Genomic DNA, 19,982 nt, shown 5'->3' on the forward strand with positions numbered 1-19,982 from the left:
CCTTAATAGTAGTGCGGTGCAATTGAAAGCATCGCCAATCCTCTCCCGTTGGGAGAGGCAACGAGACTTGGCGGCTCGCCGCCTAGTCGCAGTGGTGAGGGGATGTGCCATTGCGATAGCGCGCATCCCCTCATCCAACTCCGCCTAGCCGACAAGTCGGCAAGGCTGCGTATCCTTCTCCCCACGGGAGAAGGTTTCGGGTCAGAACTTCAAACCCTTCACCGTCTTCACCCCCGGAAGTTGGCAAAGTTGCCACAGAAGTGGTTCGGGCATCGGCGAGTCGAGGCTCAAAAGCAGCACCGCTTCGCCGCCCGCGGCGCGGCGGCCGAGGTGGAAGGTGCCGATGTTGAGTCCGGCTTCGCCGAGCGCGGTGCCGATGCGGCCGATGAAGCCCGGCGCGTCCTCGTTGACGATATAGAGCATGTGGCCGTCCAGATCGGCCTCGACCTTGATCCCGAACATTTCGACGAGGCGCGGGTCGCCGTTGCTGAACAAGGTGCCCGCGACCGAGCGGTCGCCCGCTTCGGTCGCCACGGTGACGCGGACCAGCGTGTGATAATCGCCGTCGCGGTCGTGGCGCACTTCGCGCACGTCGAGCCCGCGTTCGCGCGCGAGGTGCGGGGCGTTGACCATGTTCACGCTGTCCGAATAGCGGCGCATCAGGCCGGTGAGCACCGCGGCGGTGATCGGCTTGAGGTTGAGTTCGGCGGCGGCGCCCTCGACCTCGACCGAGATCGTCGTGAGATTGTCGTGCGCAAGCTGGCCGACCAGGCTGCCGAGCTTTTCGGCGAGGCTCATATAGGGGCGCAGCTTCGGCGCTTCCTCGGCCGACAGGCTGGGGACGTTGAGCGCATTGGTGATGCCGCCGGTGAGCAGATAATCGCTGATCTGTTCAGCCACCTGGATCGCGACATTGACCTGCGCTTCGTCGGTCGACGCGCCCAGATGCGGTGTGCAGATGAAGTTCGGCGCGCTGAACAGCGGATGGTCGGCTGCCGGCGGCTCCTGCGCGAACACGTCGAGCGCCGCGCCCGCGACTTGGCCGCTTTCGAGCGCGTCCTTGAGAGCGGCTTCGTCGATCAGCCCGCCACGGGCGCAGTTGATGATCCGCACGCCCTTCTTCGCCTTGGCGATATTCTCGGCCGACAGGATGTTGCGCGTCTGGTCGGTCAGCGGGGTGTGCAGCGTGATGAAATCGGCCTTGGCGAGCAGGGTGTCGAGGTCGGCCTTTTCGACGCCGAGTTCGATCGCGCGCTCGGGGGTCAGGAAGGGATCGAAGGCGACCACCTTCATCCGCAGGCCCAGCGCGCGTTCGGCGACGATGCTGCCGATGTTGCCGCAACCGATCAGGCCGAGCGTCTTCGACGTCAGCTCGACCCCCATGAAGTCGTTCTTCGGCCATTTGCCCGCCTGCGTCCCGGCGTTGGCTTCGGGAATCTGGCGGGCGAGCGCGAACATCATCGCGATCGCATGTTCGGCGGTGGTGATGCTGTTGCCGAAGGGGGTGTTCATCACGATGACGCCCTTTTTCGACGCCTCGGGAATGTCGACATTGTCGACGCCGATCCCGGCGCGGCCGACGACCTTCAGGTTCGTCGCGGCGGCGAGGACGTCGGCGGTGACCTTGGTGGCCGACCGGATCGCGAGGCCGTCATAATCGCCGATCATCGCGATCAGCTCGTCCTTGGTCTTGCCGGTGATTTCGTCGACCTGGATGCCGCGTTCCTTGAAAATCGCGGCGGCTTTGGGATCCATCTTGTCGCTGATGAGGACTTTGGGAGCAGTCATTTCGATATTCCTTTTACCTCGTCATTCCCGCGAAAGCGGGAACCCAGTGTGGGATCAGCCCACGCACGCTCTGGGTCCCCGCTTTCGCGGGGATGACGAAAAAAATTTAGGCAGTGAGAGTTTCGTAGGCCCAGTCGAGCCACGGGCCGAGCGCTTCGATATCGGCGGTGTCGACGGTCGCGCCGCACCAGATGCGGAGGCCCGGGGGCGCGTCGCGATAGCCCGCGATGTCGTAGGCTGCGCCTTCCTTGTCGAGCAGGCCCGCGAATTTCTTGATGAAATCCTCGTCAGCGCCGGCGACCGACAGGCAGACCGAGGTTTTCGAGCGGCTGGCGGGGTCGGCGGCGAGATGGCTCAGCCACTCGCGTTCCGAAACAATCTTGTTGAGCGCCGCGGCGTTCGCATCGCTGCGCGCCTTCAACCCTTCGAGACCGCCGAGCGACTTCGCCCATTCGAGCGCAAGGATCGCGTCTTCGACCGCGAGCATCGACGGCGTGTTGATCGTCTCGCCCTTGAACACGCCTTCGGCCAGCGCGCCCTTGCTGACGAGGCGAAACACCTTCGGCAGCGGCCAGGCGGGGGTGTAATTCTCAAGCCGTTCGACGGCGCGCGGGCCGAGGATCAGCACGCCATGGCCGCCTTCGCCGCCGAGCACTTTCTGCCAGCTGAAGGTCGCGACGTCGATCTTGTCCCATGGCAGGTCGTAGGCGAACACCGCGCTGGTCGCGTCGGCGAAGGACAGACCCTCGCGGCCGTCGGCGATCCAGTCGCCGTTCGGAACGCGCACGCCGCTGGTGGTGCCGTTCCAGGTGAAGAGCACATCGTTCGACCAGTCGACCTGCGTCAGGTCGGGCAGCTGGCCGTAATCGGCGCGAATGACGGTCGGATCGAGCTTCAACTGCTTCGCGGCATCGGTGACCCAGCCCTCACCGAAGCTCTCCCATGCGAGCGTCGTGACGGGGCGAGCGCCGAGCATTGTCCACATCGCCATCTCAAAGGCGCCCGTGTCGGAGCCCGGGACAATGCCGATGCGGTGGGTGTCGGGAAGCTGCAGCATCTCGCGCATCAGATCGATGCAAAGCGCGAGGCGCGTCTTGCCGATCTTGGCGCGATGCGAGCGGCCCAGCGATTCAGTTTGGAGTTTTTCGGGGGTCCAGACCGGCGGCTTTGCGCAGGGGCCGGAGGAGAAATAGGGGCGCGCAGGGCGCAATACAGGCGTCGGCACTTCAGTCATGTAGTCTCTCCTTGCAGAGAGCTCGCGCGGCGTTGGGACCGCGTGGCCCGGCGCCGCGTTTAGGGGCGGAGGCGCAACTGTCAAACAAATTGCATGGACCGCGCGAAATTTTCGGCGAGCTGAGCCAAAGTTAAACAGCTTGTTAACCATCTTGTCGGTATTTTGACGCCATGTCGATCCCGACCGTCTTGCAGCCCCGGATCCTGATCGCCGCGACCGCAGCGCTGGCGCTGTCGGCCTGTTTCGGCAGCCCCGACGTGATGAAGCGCGGCGATCCCAAACGCCCCGCTGCCAGTGCGCCGAAGCGTCCGCAAATTGCGCCGACGCCGTCCTTTACCAGCGCCGAAGCGCAACAATGCGCGTTCGAGCTGAAGCAGGCCGGGGTGCGCTTTACCCCGCTTGCCAATCAGGATCATGGCGGCGGGTGCAGTTCGATCGACTCGGTCAAGCTGCTCGACATCGGCACCCCGACGACCAACCTTGGCGCGATGACCTGTCCGCTGGCGAAGAGCTTTGCCGGCTGGGCTCAATTTGCGGTAAAGCCCGCGGCGCGGAAATATTTCGGGCAGGACGTCGTCAAGATCGAGACCTTTGGTACGTACAGCTGCCGCAACATTTACGGCGGTCGCTCGGGCCGTCTGTCGCAGCATGCCTATTCGAACGCCGTCGATGTGTCAGGCTTTGTGCTCGCCGACGGGCGGCGGATCATGCTCGACGGCGGGTGGAAGGGCGACAAGGCATCGCAGGATTTCCTCCGCGCGCTGCACAAATCGGGCTGCCGCCGCTTTGGTACCGTGCTCGGGCCGGATTATAACGCCGCGCATTACAATCATTTTCACTTCGACATGAGCGGCAACGGATATTGCCGCTGACGCACGCCCGTCTTGGCAAAGTCACGCGAAACGGGTAGCCGCTCGTTAATGGCCGAAGATAAACAACCCCATCGTTCGCGTTTCCACAAAGCCAAGGACGACGCAAAGTTCGCCAAGCAGGCGACGACCACCCCGCAGACCGCGAGCGCCGCGTACAAGCTGGCGTTTCAGGACAATGACTTCCTGCTGCGCGAAGACTTGCGCCCGGTGCGTTTTCAGCTCGAGCTGCTCAAACCCGAGTTGCTGCTCGACGAGGCGAAAATCGAATCGATGCTCGTCATCTATGGGTCGGCGCGGATTCCCGAGCCCGAACAGGCCGACGCGCTCGAAGCCGCGGCGACCGACGATACGACGCGCACCATTGCGCGCCGCCTGAAAGCCAAGGCAAAATATTATGAAGAAGCGCGCAAGCTGGCGCGGCTGGCGAGCCAGGTGCCGCCCGACGAAAACGGCTGCCGCCATTTCGTCGTGTGCTCGGGGGGCGGGCCGTCGATCATGGAAGCGGCGAATCGCGGCGCTGATGATGTCGGCAAGGAATCGGTCGGGCTCAACATCGTGTTGCCGCACGAACAGGCGCCGAACCGGTTCGTCACCCCCGATCTCAGCTTCCAGTTTCACTATTTCGCGCTGCGCAAGATGCACTTCCTGCTTCGTGCCCGCGCGGTGTGTGTGTTCCCCGGCGGCTTCGGTACGTTCGACGAGATGTTCGAGCTGCTAACCTTGATCCAGACCGGCAAGATCAAGCCGATCCCGATCGTCCTGTTCGGCAAGGAGTTCTGGGAGCGCGTCGTCAATTTCGACGCGCTGGTCGAAGAGGGCGTAGTCAGCGCGCGCGACCTGGGGCTGTTCAAATTTGTCGAGACCGCTGACGAGGCGTGGGCGATCGTGCAGGATTTCTACGCGAATATCGAAGAGCAGGGGTAATCATTTTCCTTCCCCATGATGGGGGAGGCAGCGAGACTTGCGAACTTGTTCGCTAGTCGCAGCGGTGGGGGTGGTCTCTCGGCCTGCGATGACCGTTCAAGGACGCATCCGCACCCCCATCCAACTTCGCCTAATCGCTCCGCGATAAGGCTGCGTATCCTTCCCCCATCAAGGGGGAAGGGCGCTATTTCGACTGCGTTTCCAGATACAGGATCAACGCCTTGCGGTCCGCGGCGTCGATAACCCCGGCAAACGCCATCCGCGTTCCGGGTACCGCCTTCATCGGCGCCTCAAGATAGCTGTCGAGGGCGGCTTCGTCCCAGACGCCGCCCTTGGCCTTCATCGCGCCCGAATAGGAAAAATCGGGCTTCGCCGCGACCGCGGCGCCGACGACGCCGTGCAGATTGGGGCCGATGCCGTTGCGGCCGCCTTGGTCGACCGTGTGGCAGGCGACGCAGCGTTTAAAGACCTGCTCGCCCATCGCCGCGGTCGGCGCGACCACCGCTGCGGGCGCGGCGTCAGCACTCGCGCCGTCGGCGGTCGGGGTTTCGCTCTTGCCGCAGCTGGCGAGGGCGAAGGCGCCCGCCAGCAGGACGGGCGCGATCCGCATTATTGCTTGGCAGCGGCCGGGGCGGGGGTTGCCGCGGCAGCATCGGCGGCGGGCGCCGCGGCGGCGCCTTCTGCGGGGGCAGCCGCATCGCCTTCGGCCGGGGCAGCGCCTTCGGCGGGCGCGGCGGCTTCGGGTGCGGGCAGCGGCAGGTTCGAACCCTGGCTGTTCATGTAAACGATCAGGTTGGCGCGATCTTCGGCGCTGCTGAGGCCGGCAAACGACATTTTGGTGCCGGGCGCATATTTGCGCGGGCTGGCGAGCCATGCGTCCATGCCTTCGAAATCCCAGTTGCCGGCAACACCCTTCAGCGCGTCCGAATAGGCGAAGCCCGCGACATGGCCGTGCGGCTTGCCGAGGGCACCCCACAGATTCGGACCGATGCCGTTGGCGCCGCCCGAGGCAATGGTGTGGCACGCGGCGCATTTGGCGAATACCGCTTCGCCCTTCACCGGATCGGCGGCGGCGAGCAGGTTGGCGATCGGCACCGCAGCGGCGCCACCGGCGCCGGCTTCGGCATCTTCGATCGGGAAACCGGGCTTTTCCGGGTTGTGGCCGGCGAACAACATGCTCGACCCGATGGTCAGGCCCAGCGCGCAAATGCCGGCAAACAAAACCCATCCGGCAATAGTGTTGTTGCGATTGTCCATGCTCTTGCAGCCCCGTTAGCTGGCGCCCGCTTGCCGGACGCATATCTGATTTGGACGCTCCCTTACTGGGGCGGCGACGGCGGCGCAAGGGGAGGAATCGGCGAGCGCGACGGGATGCGCCGGTTGCGCGGCTGCGGCCCGGCGGCTATGCGCCGCGGCTCCAACGTGGGAAGGCAATCATGGGCAGTTATTCGGCTTCGGCACAGCATCTGGTCGACGATATGCGAGTGGCGGCGCTCGCCCAGCCCGCGCGCGGGCTTGCCTTTCAGGGCGCGCCCGGCGCCAACAGCGACCTGGCAGCGCGCGAATATGACCCGGATTCGCTGCCGCTGCCCTGCTATGCCTTTCAGGACGCGATCGACGCGGTGCGCGATGGCCGTGTCGACCGCGCGATCATCCCGATCGAAAACAGCCTGCACGGCCGCGTCGCCGACATTCATTTCCTGCTCCCCGAATCCGGGCTGTCGATCGTCGGCGAGCATTTCCTGCCGATCCGTTACGGGCTGATGAGCCGCGACCTCGGCCCGGTGACGCGCGCGATGAGCCATGAACAGGCGCTGGGCCAGTGCCGCCACTGGCTGCGCGCCAACAATATCGCGCCCGTCGCGCACAGCGACACCGCGGGCGCCGCGGCGTGGGTCGCCGACAGCGACGAGGTCGGGCTGGCCGCGCTGGCGCCGCCGCACGCGGCCGAACTTTACGGGCTGACGCTGCACGGCACCGGCATGGAGGATGCCGACCATAATATGACGCGCTTTGTCGTGCTGGCGCGCGAACCGCTCGCCGATTTCGCGGCGATAGCAGGCCCGGTGATGACCACTTTCATGTTCGAGGTGAAGAATATCCCCGCGGCGCTGTACAAAGCGCTCGGCGGCTTCGCGACCAATGGCGTCAACATGACCAAGCTGGAAAGCTATCAGACCGGTGGCAGCTTTGCCGCGACGCAATTCTACGCCGACATCGTCGGCGCGCCCGGCGACGAGCGGATCGACCGCGCGCTCGAGGAGCTGGATTTCCAGACCAAGTCGCTGCGGCTGCTCGGCACCTACGCGCAGGCGCGGCTGCGGCCCTGAACTTTATTCAGCCGCCGCGGCGGCGCAGCATCCGTGCGGTCGCCGACGTCTGGACGATGAACAGCGTCACCAGGATGCTCGACACGACCAGCGCGAACAGGTCGAAGGGCGAGAAATTGGTGCCGCGAATGTCGGCGCCGCCGACGATCGGCATCGCGATCGTCATCGCCATCAACATCAGCCGCAACTCGGTCGGCCCGCCCGCCATATAGGACAGGCGAAATTCGCCGACGACCTTGGCGGCGATGAAGGTGTGGATCGACAACAGGAAATAACCGATCACCGCCATCAGCGCGACATCGAAGCGCATATAGGGGCTCATCCCGATCGCGCTGACCATCAACAGCGTCGCCAGCGCGTCGACGCTATGATCGACGAAATAGCCGTAATTGGGGCGTTCGATCTGGCGCCAGCGCGCTAGGCTGCCGTCGAGCGAGTCGCCGAACCAGTTGACCACATAGCCCGCCAGGCACAGGCCGAGCCATTCGCTGTCGATCCAGCTGAGCAAATACCCCGCCGCGACCATGACCGCGCCGGCAAAGCCCAGCGCGGTGAGCTGGTCGGGGGTCACCCATTGCGGCAACCGCGGACAGATCCAGTTGAGCAGGCGGCGTTCGCCGCGCGCCAGGATATTCTGCTGGATACGGACCGGCGCCTGCGCGACGGGCTGAAACTTGCTCATGAAAACCCTTTGTTGCTGGCTGTCATATAATCGCCAGCCGAATGTCATCGGATCGTCATAGAACGAAAGTTGCGGGCGCGAAAGGGCGGCCCTGTCGGTGCGGCGCGCCGGGGCGTCGGCCAGACGCTGTTTGGGCGGGATCTAGTCCCGCCAGGGACCGATTTCACCGACTTCGCCGATGATGCGGTAACGGACGGCATCATCGACCCAGGCGACTTCCCACATCGGGGCGGGGCGCGCCCATTCGCCGACGACGAACAGCGGCATCCGGTTGGCGGCAACGAACGCCAGGTCGTCGGCGGTGGGACCGGGGACGGTGGTTTCGGACCGCTGGTGCAGCCGGACGACCGCGAGCGTGCCTTGCGGCGGGGCGGGCAGCGACTGACGCGCCGGAAAACCGACGCTGACCGCGATCATCGGAAAACCCTTGTCATCGCGGCCGATCAGCAACACCTTGTCGGCGGTAGCGATCGGCCCGCCGACCGGGCGCCCGGCGACCTTGCGCCCGGCAATCGCGGCAAATTCGCGCAGATCGGTGTCGGCGACCGGCGCAACGGCGCTCGTCGCCGCGGCAGGGGGCGCAGCAACGGGATCCGCGGCCAGCGCCGCCACGAACAGCAGTGCCGCGATCAATGCGCTTCGCCCCAGCTTTTGCCGATGCCGATTTCAACCTCGAGCGGCACCGACAGCGTCAGCGCGGGTTCGGCGGCGCCCGCCATCACCGCGCGGATGACCGCGCCGGCGGCCTCGGCCTGGCTCTCGGGCGCCTCGAACACCAGTTCGTCATGGACCTGGAGCAGCATTTTGACGTCGGACAGCCCCGCGTCGGCCAGCGCCGCGGGCATCCGCGCCATCGCGCGCTTGATCAGATCGGCGCTGGTGCCCTGAATCGGCGCGTTGATCGCCGCGCGTTCGCTGCCCGCGCGTTCGTTCTGGCTCGCCGCCTTGATCCGCGGGAACCAGGTTTTGCGGCCGAACAGCGTCTCGGTGTATCCGCTCGCCCGCACGCTTTCGAGCGTGTCGGCAATATAATCGCTAATGCCCGGGAAACGCTCAAAATAGCGCGCGATCAGTGCCTGCGCTTCGTCGGGCGTGACTTCCAAACGCCCCGCCAGCCCCCAGCGCGAAATGCCATAGAGGATCGAAAAATTGACTGTCTTTGCCTTGCCGCGGGTATCACGATTGCTTTCGCCGAACAATTCGATCGCGGTCGCCGCGTGGATGTCCTGCCCCTGCGCGAAGGCTTCCTTCAGTTCCGGGACATCGGCCATGTGCGCGGCGAGCCGCAACTCGATCTGGCTATAGTCGGCGGCGATCAGCACATGGCCGGGCGCGGCGATAAAGGCGTCGCGAATCTGGCGCCCGACCTCGGTGCGGATCGGGATATTCTGCAGGTTCGGGTCGGTCGACGACAGCCGCCCGGTCTGCGCGCCGACCAGGCTATAGCTGGTGTGGACGCGGCCGGTCGCGGCGTTGATCTGTTGCTGCAAGGCGTCGGTATAGGTCGATTTCAGCTTGGCGAGCTGGCGCCACTCCAAAATCTTGCGCGCGATCGGCACTCCGTCGCGTTCCAGCCGTTCAAGTTCATTCTGGTCGGTCGACCAGTCGCCCGACTTGCCCTTGCGCCCGCCCTTCAGCCCCAGCTTGTCGAACAGGATTTCGCCGAGCTGCTTGGGGCTGCCGATCGCGAAGGGTTGGCCCGCGAGTTCGTGAATCTCACCCTCGATCCGCAGCATTTCGACCGCAAATTCGCCCGACAGTTTCGCCAGATAGTCGCGGTCGACCATGATCCCCGCGCGCTCCATGCCCTCGACGATCGCCGCGAGCGGCCGGTCGACCATCTCGTACACGCGCGTCCCGCCTTCGATCGGCAGGCGCAGCTTGAGCAGCTTCCACAGCCGCAGCGCGACATCGGCATCCTCGGCGGCATATTCGGTGGCGCGGTCGAGCTGCACCTCGGCAAAGCTGATCTGCGATTTGCCGGTCCCGCACATGTCCTTGAAGGTCAGGCAGATGTGGTCGAGGTGGAGCTTGGCGAGTTCATCAAGGCCGTGCTGATGCTTGCCCGCGTCGAGCGCAAAGCTCATCACCAGCGTGTCGTCATAGGGCGCGATGGTGATGCCGTGCTGCGCGAGCACGCCGATGTCATATTTCAGATTATGCCCGACCTTCAGCACCGCATCGTCGGCGAACAGGCCGCGCAGCCGACCCAGCGCCGCGTCCATCGCGATCTGCTCGGGCTTTTCGGCGAACATGTCGGTGCCGCCATGGCCGAGCGGGATGTAGCAGGCCTTGCCCGGCGCGGTGGCCAGGCTGACCCCGACCAGCCGTCCGGTGACGCTGTCGAGGCTGGCGGTTTCGGTGTCGACCGCGACGACATGCGCGGCGCGGGCCTCGGCGATCCAGCGGTCGAGTGCGTCGAGCGTCGTCACCGTTTCATAAACCGATCGATCGATCGGCGGCATCGGCGGCAATGCGGGAGTTGAGGGCGCCTTGCTCGCGCTCGCCGACGGCGTCGCATCGGCGCGCGGGAATGTCGGCGGACCGCCGGGCGTCGCGCCCAGGTCGAGTTTGGCCGATAACGAGCGAAAGCCATGTTCGTCGAGAAAGATTTTCAGCGGCTCGGGCGGGATTGCGCCTAGCTTTAGATCATCGAGCGCGTCAGGCAACGGGCAGTCGCGCTTCAGTTCGACCAGCACCCGCGACAGTCGCGCCATGTCGGCATGTTCGATCAGATTGTCGCGCAGCTTCGACGTCTTCATCGTCTCGGCGCCCGCCAGCACTTTTTCCAGATCGCCATATTCGACGATCAGCTTGGTCGCGGTCTTTGGCCCGACCCCGCGGACGCCGGGGACATTGTCGACGCTGTCGCCCATCAGCGCCAGCACGTCGCCGACCAGATCGGGGGCGACGCCGAACTTTTCGTCGACCGCGGCAATCCCCATCCGCACATTCTTCATCGTGTCGAGCATGTCAACGTGGGCGCCCTCGGCCGGCTCACGGATCAGCTGCATCAGATCCTTGTCCGACGACACGATGGTGACGTCCCAGCCTGTGGCGACCGCGGCCTCGGTATAGCTGGCGATCAGATCGTCGGCCTCGAAACCTTCGGTCTCGATGCACGGCAGCGAAAAGGCGCGCGTCGCGTCGCGGATCAGCGGGAATTGCGGGCGCAGATCTTCGGGCGGTTCGGGCCGGTTCGCCTTATACTGATCGTAAATATCGTTGCGGAAAGACTTGCTGCTGTGGTCGAGGATGACCGCCAGGTGGGTCGGCCCGTCGGCGTTGTGCAGATCCTTGGCGAGCTTCCACAGCATCGTGGTGTAGCCATAGACCGCGCCCACCGGCACCCCATGCGGGTTGGTCAGCGGCGGCAGGCGGTGATAGGCGCGGAAGATGTAGCTGGAGCCATCGACCAGATAGAGATGATTCTTGTCCGACATGGCGGCGGTGTAGCAGCGGCGATGCGGGCGGCCTAGTCTCGCGCCAGCGGCGGCAGGTCGAAATGCATCACATCCTCGCGCGCGCCAAGTCTGGTGTATAGGGCAACCGCGGGATCGTCGCCATAATCGGCCTGCACGAACACCGCCCAGGCGCCGGTTTCGGCGGCGATATGCTGCACCTCAGCGATCAGCGCGGTCGCGATGCCACGGCGACGGTGCGCCGCATCCACCGCGAGGTCGTAGAGGTAGATTTCGCTGCGCGCCGCTTCTAGCTTGGGCAGGTCATAGGCGGTGAGGCCGCCAACGACGCGGCCGTCCAACTCGGCGACGAGCAGGATGACCGCCCGTTTTTCCAATTGGCGCGCAAGCCATGCGTCGTCGGGCTGGTCGCGGCGGTAGGTCTCGGCGTCGTCGAACGCATCGGCATAAAGCGCGTTGAGATCGCGCATTGCCACGATATCGCCAGGACCCAGGCGGCGGACACAGGTCATCAATAGTCGATGGCAAGTTTATTCGCCGCCGCAACCGCCGCGGCGCGCGCTTCGTCGGTCGTGCCATCCGCAACGCGGGCGAGCGTCACGCCCATGCGGCGATAGGGGCGGGTGACCGGTTTGCCAAAGATGCGGGCATCGATCGCGGTTGCGGGGTTCGGTGCGGTGAGCGCCTGGGCCAGGCCGGTGATCGCAAAATTCACCGCGTCGCGGTCGGCGAGCAGCACCGCGCTGGCGCTGGCGTCGGGCACCGCGATCGCCGGGATCGGCAGGCCCAGGATCGCGCGGGCGTGGAGGTCGAATTGCGTCAGGCGTTGCGAGATCAGCGTCACCATGCCGGTGTCGTGCGGACGCGGGCTGAGTTCGGAGAAGATGACCGTGTCGCCCTTCACGAAAAATTCGACCCCGAAAATGCCATGGCCGCCGAGCGCATCGACGACTTTCGTTGCCATGTCCTGCGCGCTGGCGAGCGCCGCGTCCGACATCGCCGCCGGCTGCCAGCTTTCGCGATAATCGCCGCGTTCCTGGCGGTGGCCGATCGGCGGGCAAAAGGTGACGCCAGCCTGGTGCCGCACGGTCAGCAGCGTGATTTCATAATCGAAGTCGATAAAGGCTTCGGCAATCACCCGCAGCCGGTCGCCGCGCATCCCGGCGGCGGCATAATCCCATGCGGTATCGATGTCGGCGGCGCTCTTGATCGTGCTTTGGCCCTTGCCCGACGACGACATCACCGGTTTCACCACCAGCGGAAAGCCGATGCGCGCCGCCGCGGCGTGCAGGGCTTCGCGCGTTTCGGCATATTCAAAGGTCGATGTGGTGAGGCCAAGTTCGCTGGCGGCGAGGTCGCGGATCGCGTCGCGGTTCATCGTCAACTGCGCGGCGCGGGCGGAGGGAACGACATGGAACCCCGCCGCTTCGACATCGGCGAGCACTTCGGTGCGGATCGCCTCGACCTCTGGCACGATATGGTCGGGCCGGTGCTTGTCGATCGTCGCGCGCAGCGCGTCGCCGTCGAGCATCGAAAACACCTCATATCCATCGGCGACCTGCATCGCCGGCGCACCCTCATAGCTGTCACAGGCGATGACGCGGCAGCCGAGCCGCTTCGCCGAAATCACAAATTCGCGGCCAAGCTCGCCCGAACCGAGCAGCAGGATGGTGGCGGTGGGGGTCATGAGAGGCTTTCCATCGACGTTGGGCGCAAGATTCGGGACGCATCGCTGCGCGGCCGCCACCATAGGAATGTCAGCATCAAAGTGCGACAGCGAATGCCATCCAAAGGATCGATCCCATGACTCTCTATTCCAAAACCATCTGGTCGCCGGTCGGCGAGCTGACACTGGTTGCCGACGCCAAGGGGCTCGCGGCGATATTGTGGGAGAATGACCGGCCCGGCCGCGTGAGGCTCGGCGCCCTGGCCGAGGACGCCGGGCATCCGGTGCTGCGCGCAGCCGAGCGGCAGCTCGGCGAGTATTTCGCGGGCACGCGGCGGACATTCGACGTGCCGCTGTCGTTTTCAGGCAGCGACTTTCAAAAGAGCGTCTGGCGGGCCTTGCTCACCATCCCGTTCGGCGAGACGCGCAGCTATGGCGAGATCGCGCAGCAAGTCGGCAAACCCAGCGCATCGCGCGCGGTCGGCGCCGCCAATGGCCGCAACCCCGTCTCGATCATTGCACCCTGCCACCGCGTTGTCGGGTCGACCGGCAAGCTCACCGGCTTTGCCGGCGGACTCGATGCGAAGGCGTTTCTGCTGGCGCTCGAGCAATAGGCCGGGCGGGCGCGCCACCGCGTACCACCGCCTACCGCCGCATCATTCGGGCCAGTATTCGGTGTCGTGATCGGGATGCTGGTGGTTGCTCGATTTGATCGCGCCGACATAGGCGGCCATCGTTTCCTCGGTCGTGCCTTCTGCTTGCAACGGAAGGTCTTTGAACAGCGACAGCTGTCCCTCGATGCCGAACTGGACCCGGGGCGGAAATTGCGACGGGTCATCGAACGATCCGGTCGTCAGGTTGATATGCTTGCTCTCGAAATAATCGTAGAACAGCGGCGTGCCGCATGTCCGGCAAAAGCCGCGCGCCGCCTTGTCCGAACTGTTGAAGGTCGCGGGCTGGCCGCGCGTCCAGCTGATCGCGTCGCGCGGGACGCCGATCAGCGCCGCAAAGAAATTGCCCGCCGCCTTCTGGCACATCCGGCAATGGCAGATATGCGAGGTGTCGAGCACCGCGGTGACATGATAGCGCACGGCGCCGCATTGGCAGCCGCCCGAGGCCTGGGTTTCGATGCGGTTCATGGCGCGCTCCTTTTACTCGCCGTCGGATGAAATTTCAAAAAACGGGCCGGAACTCGATATTTCCTAACCAGTTTTCGCCAAGTTTTGCCTTCATCAGGCCCGGGTGCTTTTGCCCCGTCTGCAGTATTTCAAGCGCTGATGCAGTCGAATCTGCAAAGGCCCGCTGGTCGGGATACTCAAAACCTGGCGCGAGCCGTTCTGCCAGTTCACGTGATTCCTCAGTCAGGATGTGAGGATTTCGGCAATTGAACCACATCTGGAAAACCAACATGTTCCAGCTTCTGGTTCCGAAAACCCTACTGTATGTCAGGCACCCGCCAAAAATGGTCCAAGTGACTGCTTCGGGACGGAAATCGTCTATCGAACGATCGGGATCACGATCTGCGTGTTTGGCGAAGTTGTAGCCATTTTTTAGGGTGTTGTACCAAGAGTTGAGAAATTGGGGCTTTATCCCAACCTCCATTTGTTTGTAAAAGCCCTCGATACCGCGCTTTTTGGCAAGTGCTTCAAGAACGTCGACCGCAGCCCACGCCAACGTGTTGGATGCTACCGGGTTGCTATGGCGTAGGACTAGTTCAATGCTTTCGTCGAGTTGCGCCCGAGCGACCATCTTCTTGGTCAATGTGATCATGGCGTATTCTCGTCGTTCTTGACCCAATTAACTGCCCCCTACTCCCACTCGATCGTCCCCGGCGGTTTCGACGTATAGTCGTACACCACGCGGTTGATGCCCTGCACCTCGTTGATGATGCGCGTTGCGCAGCGGCTGAGGAAGCTGGCGTCGAAGGGGTAGATGTCGGCGGTCATGCCGTCGGTGCTGGTCACCGCGCGCAGCGCGCAGACATGGTCGTAGGTGCGGTAATCGCCCATCACGCCGACCGTCTTGACGGGGAGCAGCACGGCAAACGCCTGCCAGATCGCATCATACAATCCCGCATTGCGGATCTCGTCGAGATAGACTGCGTCGGCTTTGCGCAAGATGTCGCAGCGGTCTTTCGATACTTCGCCGGGGATACGGATCGCGAGGCCCGGGCCGGGGAAGGGGTGGCGGCCGACGAAGATGTCGGGGAGTCCGAGTTCCTTGCCGAGCAGCCTGACCTCGTCCTTGAACAATTCGCGCAGCGGTTCGACCAGCGCCATCTTCATCCGCGCGGGCAGGCCGCCGACATTGTGGTGGCTTTTGATCGTGACGCTCGGCCCGCCGGTGAACGACACAGATTCGATGACATCGGGATAGAGCGTACCTTGCGCGAGGAAATCGGCGCCGCCCAGCTTCTGCGCTTCCTCGTCGAACACATTGATGAATTCGCCGCCGATGAACTTGCGCTTCGCCTCGGGGTCGGTGACTCCGGCGAGGCCCGCCATGAAGCGCTCCTCGGCGTCCACCACGACCAGCGGGATGTTATAATGATCGCGGAACAGCCGCTCGACCTGCTCGCGCTCGTTCATGCGGAGAAGGCCGTGGTCGACAAAGACGCAGGTCAGCTGCTCGCCGATCGCTTCGTGGATCAGCACCGCGGCGACCGCGCTGTCGACCCCGCCCGACAGCCCGCAGAGCACGCGCTTGTCGCCGACTTGGGCGCGGATTTCGGCGATCTTGGTGGCACGAAACTCGGCCATGGTCCAATCGCCGCTGCAACCGCAGACGTGGCGGACGAAATTGGCGATCAGCTTGGCGCCATCGGGGGTATGCACGACCTCCGGATGAAATTGCGTGCCATAATAGCGGCGCTCGTCGTCGGCGATCAGCGCAAAGGGCGCGCCGTCGCTGACCGCGACGATGCGGAAGCCGGGGGCAAATTCGGTGACCTTGTCGCCGTGGCTCATCCACACCTGATGCCGCTCGCCCACCTCCCAAAGCCCGTCGAACAGGACGCAGGGTTCGGTGACGGTCAGGAAGGCGCGGCCGAATTCGCCATCGCGTTCCCCATCGATGCCGCCGGGTTCGACCCGGCCGCCGAGCTGCTGGCTCATCACCTGCTGGCCGTAACAGATGCCGAGGACCGGCAGGCCGGTGTCGAACACCGATTGCGGCGCGCGCGGGCTACCGTCGGCGGGGACCGAGGCGGGTGACCCCGACAGGATGATCCCGCTGGGCTTCATCCTCTCGAGCGCAGCTTCGGCCTGCGTGAACGGGACGATCTCGCTATAGACCCCCGCTTCGCGGACGCGGCGGGCGATGAGCTGGGTCACCTGGCTGCCGAAATCGATGATCAGGATCGATTCAGCTGCGGCGGATGTGTCTGGAGTCGGCATGGCTGGCCGATAAGGGCAGGGCGCCATGCTGTCCAGCGGTCGATATGGCCCGTTGGTGGAACGGACATGGCCTCGACACATTGTTGCGACAATTGCGACATAAATGAACCGCCGACGCGAAAGACCGTCAGGGCCGGTTCACTCCTACCGCCCCAATAAAGATCAAGATAAAAACAAAAAGGCTTCTCCCCCGATGAATAAATCTCGTCTGTCCCTGTCCGCGCGCGCCGCCTTGCTGACCGCCAGCGCCGCGCTCGCCTGGCCCGCCCTGGCGGAAACCGACGCGATGCCGGCAAGCACCGCGGTCACCGCGGCCGCCGAGCAGCCCGCCGATCCGGTCGTCTCCGCGTCCGACGATGGCGAAGACAGCTACAACGAGATCGACGGCGACGAAATCGTCGTCACCGCCCCGCGGCTCGCCGGGCAGCTCGACACCGACATCAAGGCCGAGGCCGAACTCGATGAGGCGGCGATCGCGAGCTATGGCGTGTCGAACGTGTCCGAACTGCTCGACGCGCTGGCGCCGCAGACACGCTCGGGGCGTGGGCGCGGTGGCGGGCGACCGATCATCCTGATCAACGGGCGCCGCATCGGCGGCTTTGGCGAGGTTCGCAACCTGCCACCCGAAGCGATCGCCAAGGTCGAGGTGTTCCCCGAAGAGGTCGCGCTGCAATATGGCTATTCGGCCGACGAGCGCGTCGTCAACATGGTGCTCAAGCCCAACTTCCGCCAGATCGCGGTCGAGGCCGAGGGCGGCATCCCGACCCAGGGCGGCCGGTTTCAGGGTGAAATCGAACCGAGCTTCCTGATGATCGGCGAGAATGGCCGGCTGAACGTGAACGCCGGATGGGAGCATCGCTCGATGCTGCTCGAAAGCGAGCGGGGGCTTGACTATGACGACCCGGCGCAGGCGGCCGAGGCGCCGGCGCGCAGCCTGCTCGGCGCGTCGGATGAGTATCGGGTCGATGCGACGATCCAGCGCAGCCTGAACAAGCTCACCGACGCGTCAATCAATGTCCGCTTCGATCAGACCGACAGCCTGTCGCTGCTTGGTCCCGGCGTCGGCGGGGTGACCGATCCGCTCGAACGCGATAGCCGCGCGCGCAACCTGACGACGACCGCCAGCGTCAACGGGATGCTCGCCGACTGGCGCTGGTCGGTGTCGGGCAATTATGCCGACGCCGATCAATTGACCTTTACCGACCGCGTCAGCGGCGCCCGCGACCGGTTCGACAGCAGCCAGCAGACCTTTGGCGGCAACGCCAATCTGTCGGGCACGGTGACCGAGGGTTGGGCGGGACCGATCCGCCTGTCGGCGACGGGCAGCTATTCGGGCCTGCGCTTCGACAGCCAGTCCGAACGCTCGGGTGCGATCACGACGACCGACCTGACGCGCGACCTGCCGGGGGTGTTCGGCTCGCTGACCGTGCCGCTGCTCGACCCCGAATATCAGGTCGGCAACATCGGCCGCGTGTCGCTGACGCTGAGCGGTCAATATCAGGATCCGAGCGATTTTGCGGCGCTGAAAAGCTGGGGCGCGAACCTCAATTGGGGGGTGACCGACAATCTGTCGCTGATCGCCAGCTTCAATCAGGATGAAGCGGCGCCCGGTATCCAGCAGCTCGGCGCGGCGCCGCTGGTGACCCCCGCGGTGACCTATTATGATTTCGCCACCGGGCAGACGGTGCAGATCACGACGACGACGGGCGGCAATCCCTTCCTGCTCGCCGAGCAGCGCCGCGACCTGAAGCTCGGGCTCAACTGGTCGCCGCCGATGGTCGAAGGGCTCAATCTGTCGGTCAATTATAACCGCAACAAGAGCAGCGACACGTCGAACAGCCTGCCGCTGCTGACCCCCGAGATCGAGGCCGCCTTCCCCGATCGGGTGACGCGCGATGCCAATGGCGTGCTGATCGCGCTCGACCAGCGGCCGGTCAATTTTGACCAGGTGGAAAATTCACAGATCCGCTGGGGCCTCAATTTCGGCAAGAGTTTTGGCCAGCAACAGGCGGGCGGCCCCGGTGCGGGTCGGCCCGGCGGCGGACGGCCCGATGGCGCTGGTCGGCCGCGCGGCGGCGGACCGCGCGCGGGCGGCGGTGGTCGCGGCGCGGGTGGTCCCGGCGGCATGTTCGGAGGTCCGCAGGGCGGGCGCTGGCAGGTGTCGCTGTATCACACGATCAAGCTGACCGACAAAATCCTGATCCGTCCCGGCGTGCCCGAACTCGACCTTTTGAACGGGTCGGCGACCGGCAGCGGCGGCGGCAGCAATCGCCACCTGTTTGAGCTCGACGGCGGGGTGTTCAACAAGGGAATCGGCGTGCGGCTCAGCGCCAAATATGACAGCGGCAGCACCGTCACTGGGGGCACCGCGGGCGACCTGCAATTCGGCGACCTTGCCACGTTCAACCTGCGTTTCTTCGTCGATCTGAACCAGAAGCCAAAGCTGACCGAAAAGCTGCCGTTCCTCAAAGGATCGCGCGTGCGGCTGTCGATCGACAATCTGTTCGACGCACAGCGCAAGATCACCGACGCGAACGGCGTCGTGCCGCTGAATTATCAGCCGGGCTATATCGACCCGCTGGGCCGCTATATCGAACTGGAGTGGCGCAAGACCTTCTAGGCGGCCAGCCCCGCCGCGCCGACGGCATTTTCGGGCGCGGGAGGACCGGGCACAAAGGTCAGCGCTTTGGCGAACTGCGCGGTGCAACTCGCCCAGCTGTAGCGCGCGCCCAGCGCCGCGGCATCGGTACGCTCGCACGCCAGCGCGGTGTCGATCGCGCGGCCGAGATCCTCGTCGAGCGCCCCCGCGCCGTCACGGATGATGTCGCCGGGGCCGGGAACCGGAAAGGCGGCGACGGGCGTGCCGCAGCTGAGCGCCTCGATCACCACGAGTCCGAAGGTGTCGGTGCGGCTGGGAAAGACAAAGACGTCGGCGCCGGCATAGGCCGCGGCCAGCGTTTCGCCGCCGAGCTTGCCAAGGAACAGCGCGCCGGGGTGCTGCGCCTTGAGCGTCGCGAGCGCGGGGCCTTCGCCGACGATGACCTTGGTGCCCGGACGATCGATGTCCAGAAAGGCGCCGATATTCTTCTCGACCGCGACGCGGCCGACATAGAGCTGGATCGGCCGCGGCAGGTCGGCATAGGCGGGACGCGGCGTGCGGTCGGCGTGGAACAGCTGATGATCGACGCCGCGCTCCCACATCATCGTCTGCTCCAACCCCTGATCGGCGAGCTCGCGCGCCAGGCTGCGCGTCGCGACCATGATGTGCCGCGCCGGGCGGTGGAACCAGCGGATGAAGCGCCACACGAACGCCGGCGACAGCGGCAACCGTGCCGCGACATATTCGGGAAAGCGCGTGTGATAGGCGGTGGTAAAGGGAAAGCCGTTTTTCAGGCACCAGCGCCGCGCCGCCAGCCCCAATGGCCCTTCGGTCGAGATATGGATGGCCTGCGGCGCAAAGGCGCGGATATGCCGCCCGACCTTGCGCCAGCCGGCGAAGGCGAGGCGGATTTCGGGGTAGGAGGGGCAGGGGAGCGAGCGGAACAGGTCGGGCGAGATGACCCCGACCTCATGCCCCGCCGCGCGCAATTCGGCGATCGTCGCCTGCAAGGTGCGGACGACGCCGTTGACCTGCGGCTCCCAAGCGTCGCTGACGATCAGGATCCTCAT

18 protein-coding genes are annotated in these 19,982 nt (G+C 65.0%); 5 read left to right on the forward strand and 13 right to left on the reverse strand.

Annotation, left to right across the window (positions count from 1 at the left end):
• Positions 1-201: 201 nt before the first annotated feature.
• A complete protein-coding gene (serA, locus tag FFS68_RS12755; protein WP_137753586.1) occupies positions 202-1,788 on the reverse strand; it encodes a phosphoglycerate dehydrogenase in 1,587 nt (528 codons plus the stop codon).
• Between the two features lie 106 nt (positions 1,789-1,894).
• The gene (locus FFS68_RS12760) at positions 1,895-3,022 is read right to left on the reverse strand and encodes a phosphoserine transaminase (protein ID WP_137753587.1); all 1,128 of its coding nucleotides are present in this window, start codon (positions 3,020-3,022) and stop codon (positions 1,895-1,897) included.
• 170 nt (positions 3,023-3,192) lie between these two features.
• On the opposite strand from FFS68_RS12760, the gene FFS68_RS12765 reads away from it, so the two are divergent.
• On the forward strand, positions 3,193-3,894 hold the full coding sequence (locus FFS68_RS12765; RefSeq protein WP_137753588.1) for an extensin family protein: 702 nt from the start codon (positions 3,193-3,195) through the stop codon (positions 3,892-3,894).
• Positions 3,895-3,942: 48 nt separating this feature from the next.
• Entirely contained in the window at positions 3,943-4,818 is an 876-nt protein-coding gene (locus tag FFS68_RS12770; protein WP_137753589.1) for an LOG family protein, read from the forward strand.
• A gap of 184 nt (positions 4,819-5,002) precedes the next feature.
• On the opposite strand, the gene FFS68_RS12775 is transcribed toward FFS68_RS12770, so the two are convergent.
• Positions 5,003-5,428: a cytochrome c family protein gene (locus tag FFS68_RS12775; RefSeq protein WP_137753590.1), complete on the reverse strand. Its 426-nt coding sequence runs from the start codon at positions 5,426-5,428 to the stop codon at positions 5,003-5,005.
• On the reverse strand, positions 5,428-6,075 hold the full coding sequence (locus FFS68_RS12780; RefSeq protein ID WP_137753591.1) for a cytochrome c family protein: 648 nt from the start codon (positions 6,073-6,075) through the stop codon (positions 5,428-5,430). Before FFS68_RS12780 ends, FFS68_RS12775 begins: the two co-directional genes overlap by 1 nt.
• 179 nt (positions 6,076-6,254) lie before the next feature.
• Between FFS68_RS12780 and FFS68_RS12785 the strand changes: the two genes are divergently transcribed.
• The gene (locus FFS68_RS12785; protein WP_137753592.1) at positions 6,255-7,148 is read left to right on the forward strand and encodes a prephenate dehydratase; all 894 of its coding nucleotides are present in this window, start codon (positions 6,255-6,257) and stop codon (positions 7,146-7,148) included.
• Positions 7,149-7,155: 7 nt separating this feature from the next.
• On the opposite strand, the gene FFS68_RS12790 is transcribed toward FFS68_RS12785, so the two are convergent.
• From FFS68_RS12790 to purT, 5 genes are all read right to left on the reverse strand, one after another.
• Positions 7,156-7,830 carry a CDP-alcohol phosphatidyltransferase family protein gene (locus FFS68_RS12790; protein ID WP_137753593.1) on the reverse strand — a complete coding sequence of 225 codons (675 nt, stop codon included), beginning with the start codon at positions 7,828-7,830 and terminating at the stop codon, positions 7,156-7,158.
• Positions 7,831-7,971: 141 nt separating this feature from the next.
• A complete protein-coding gene (locus FFS68_RS12795; protein WP_137753594.1) occupies positions 7,972-8,463 on the reverse strand; it encodes a hypothetical protein in 492 nt (163 codons plus the stop codon).
• The gene (gene polA / locus FFS68_RS12800; protein WP_137753595.1) at positions 8,460-11,273 is read right to left on the reverse strand and encodes a DNA polymerase I; all 2,814 of its coding nucleotides are present in this window, start codon (positions 11,271-11,273) and stop codon (positions 8,460-8,462) included. Before polA ends, FFS68_RS12795 begins: the two co-directional genes overlap by 4 nt.
• A gap of 32 nt (positions 11,274-11,305) precedes the next feature.
• A complete protein-coding gene (locus tag FFS68_RS12805) occupies positions 11,306-11,764 on the reverse strand; it encodes an AAC(3)-I family aminoglycoside N-acetyltransferase (RefSeq protein ID WP_137753596.1) in 459 nt (152 codons plus the stop codon).
• Positions 11,764-12,939: a formate-dependent phosphoribosylglycinamide formyltransferase gene (purT, locus tag FFS68_RS12810; protein ID WP_137753597.1), complete on the reverse strand. Its 1,176-nt coding sequence runs from the start codon at positions 12,937-12,939 to the stop codon at positions 11,764-11,766. The genes FFS68_RS12805 and purT overlap by 1 nt, the downstream gene beginning before the upstream one ends.
• Before the next feature lie 116 nt (positions 12,940-13,055).
• Here purT and FFS68_RS12815 point away from each other — a divergent pair, with 116 nt between their 5' ends.
• Complete coding sequence (locus FFS68_RS12815; RefSeq protein ID WP_137753598.1) at positions 13,056-13,532, forward strand: methylated-DNA--[protein]-cysteine S-methyltransferase; 477 nt, start codon at positions 13,056-13,058, stop codon at positions 13,530-13,532.
• 42 nt (positions 13,533-13,574) lie between these two features.
• Here FFS68_RS12815 and FFS68_RS12820 read toward each other — a convergent pair whose 3' ends face one another.
• Genes FFS68_RS12820 through guaA form a run of 3 tightly spaced genes read right to left on the reverse strand, consistent with a single transcriptional unit; the run spans position 13,575 to position 16,313 of the window.
• A complete protein-coding gene (locus FFS68_RS12820; protein ID WP_137753599.1) occupies positions 13,575-14,057 on the reverse strand; it encodes a GFA family protein in 483 nt (160 codons plus the stop codon).
• 34 nt (positions 14,058-14,091) lie between these two features.
• Positions 14,092-14,688 (reverse strand): hypothetical protein, encoded by a 597-nt coding sequence (locus FFS68_RS12825; protein ID WP_137753600.1) that lies wholly within the window; start codon positions 14,686-14,688, stop codon positions 14,092-14,094.
• 38 nt (positions 14,689-14,726) lie between these two features.
• Positions 14,727-16,313, reverse strand: coding sequence for a glutamine-hydrolyzing GMP synthase (gene guaA / locus FFS68_RS12830; RefSeq protein ID WP_137753601.1), 1,587 nt, complete (start codon positions 16,311-16,313; stop codon positions 14,727-14,729).
• 193 nt (positions 16,314-16,506) lie between these two features.
• On the opposite strand from guaA, the gene FFS68_RS12835 reads away from it, so the two are divergent.
• On the forward strand, positions 16,507-18,933 hold the full coding sequence (locus FFS68_RS12835) for an ABC transporter ATP-binding protein (RefSeq protein WP_137753602.1): 2,427 nt from the start codon (positions 16,507-16,509) through the stop codon (positions 18,931-18,933).
• On the opposite strand, the gene FFS68_RS12840 is transcribed toward FFS68_RS12835, so the two are convergent.
• Positions 18,930-19,982, reverse strand: coding sequence for a glycosyltransferase family 1 protein (locus FFS68_RS12840; protein WP_137753603.1), 1,053 nt, complete (start codon positions 19,980-19,982; stop codon positions 18,930-18,932). The two genes, FFS68_RS12835 and FFS68_RS12840, sit on opposite strands and share 4 nt — an antisense overlap.

The sequence above is a fragment of the Sphingopyxis sp. L1A2A genome (genome assembly GCF_005502465.1).
In the GTDB taxonomy this organism is placed as follows: Bacteria; Pseudomonadota; Alphaproteobacteria; order Sphingomonadales; family Sphingomonadaceae; genus Sphingopyxis.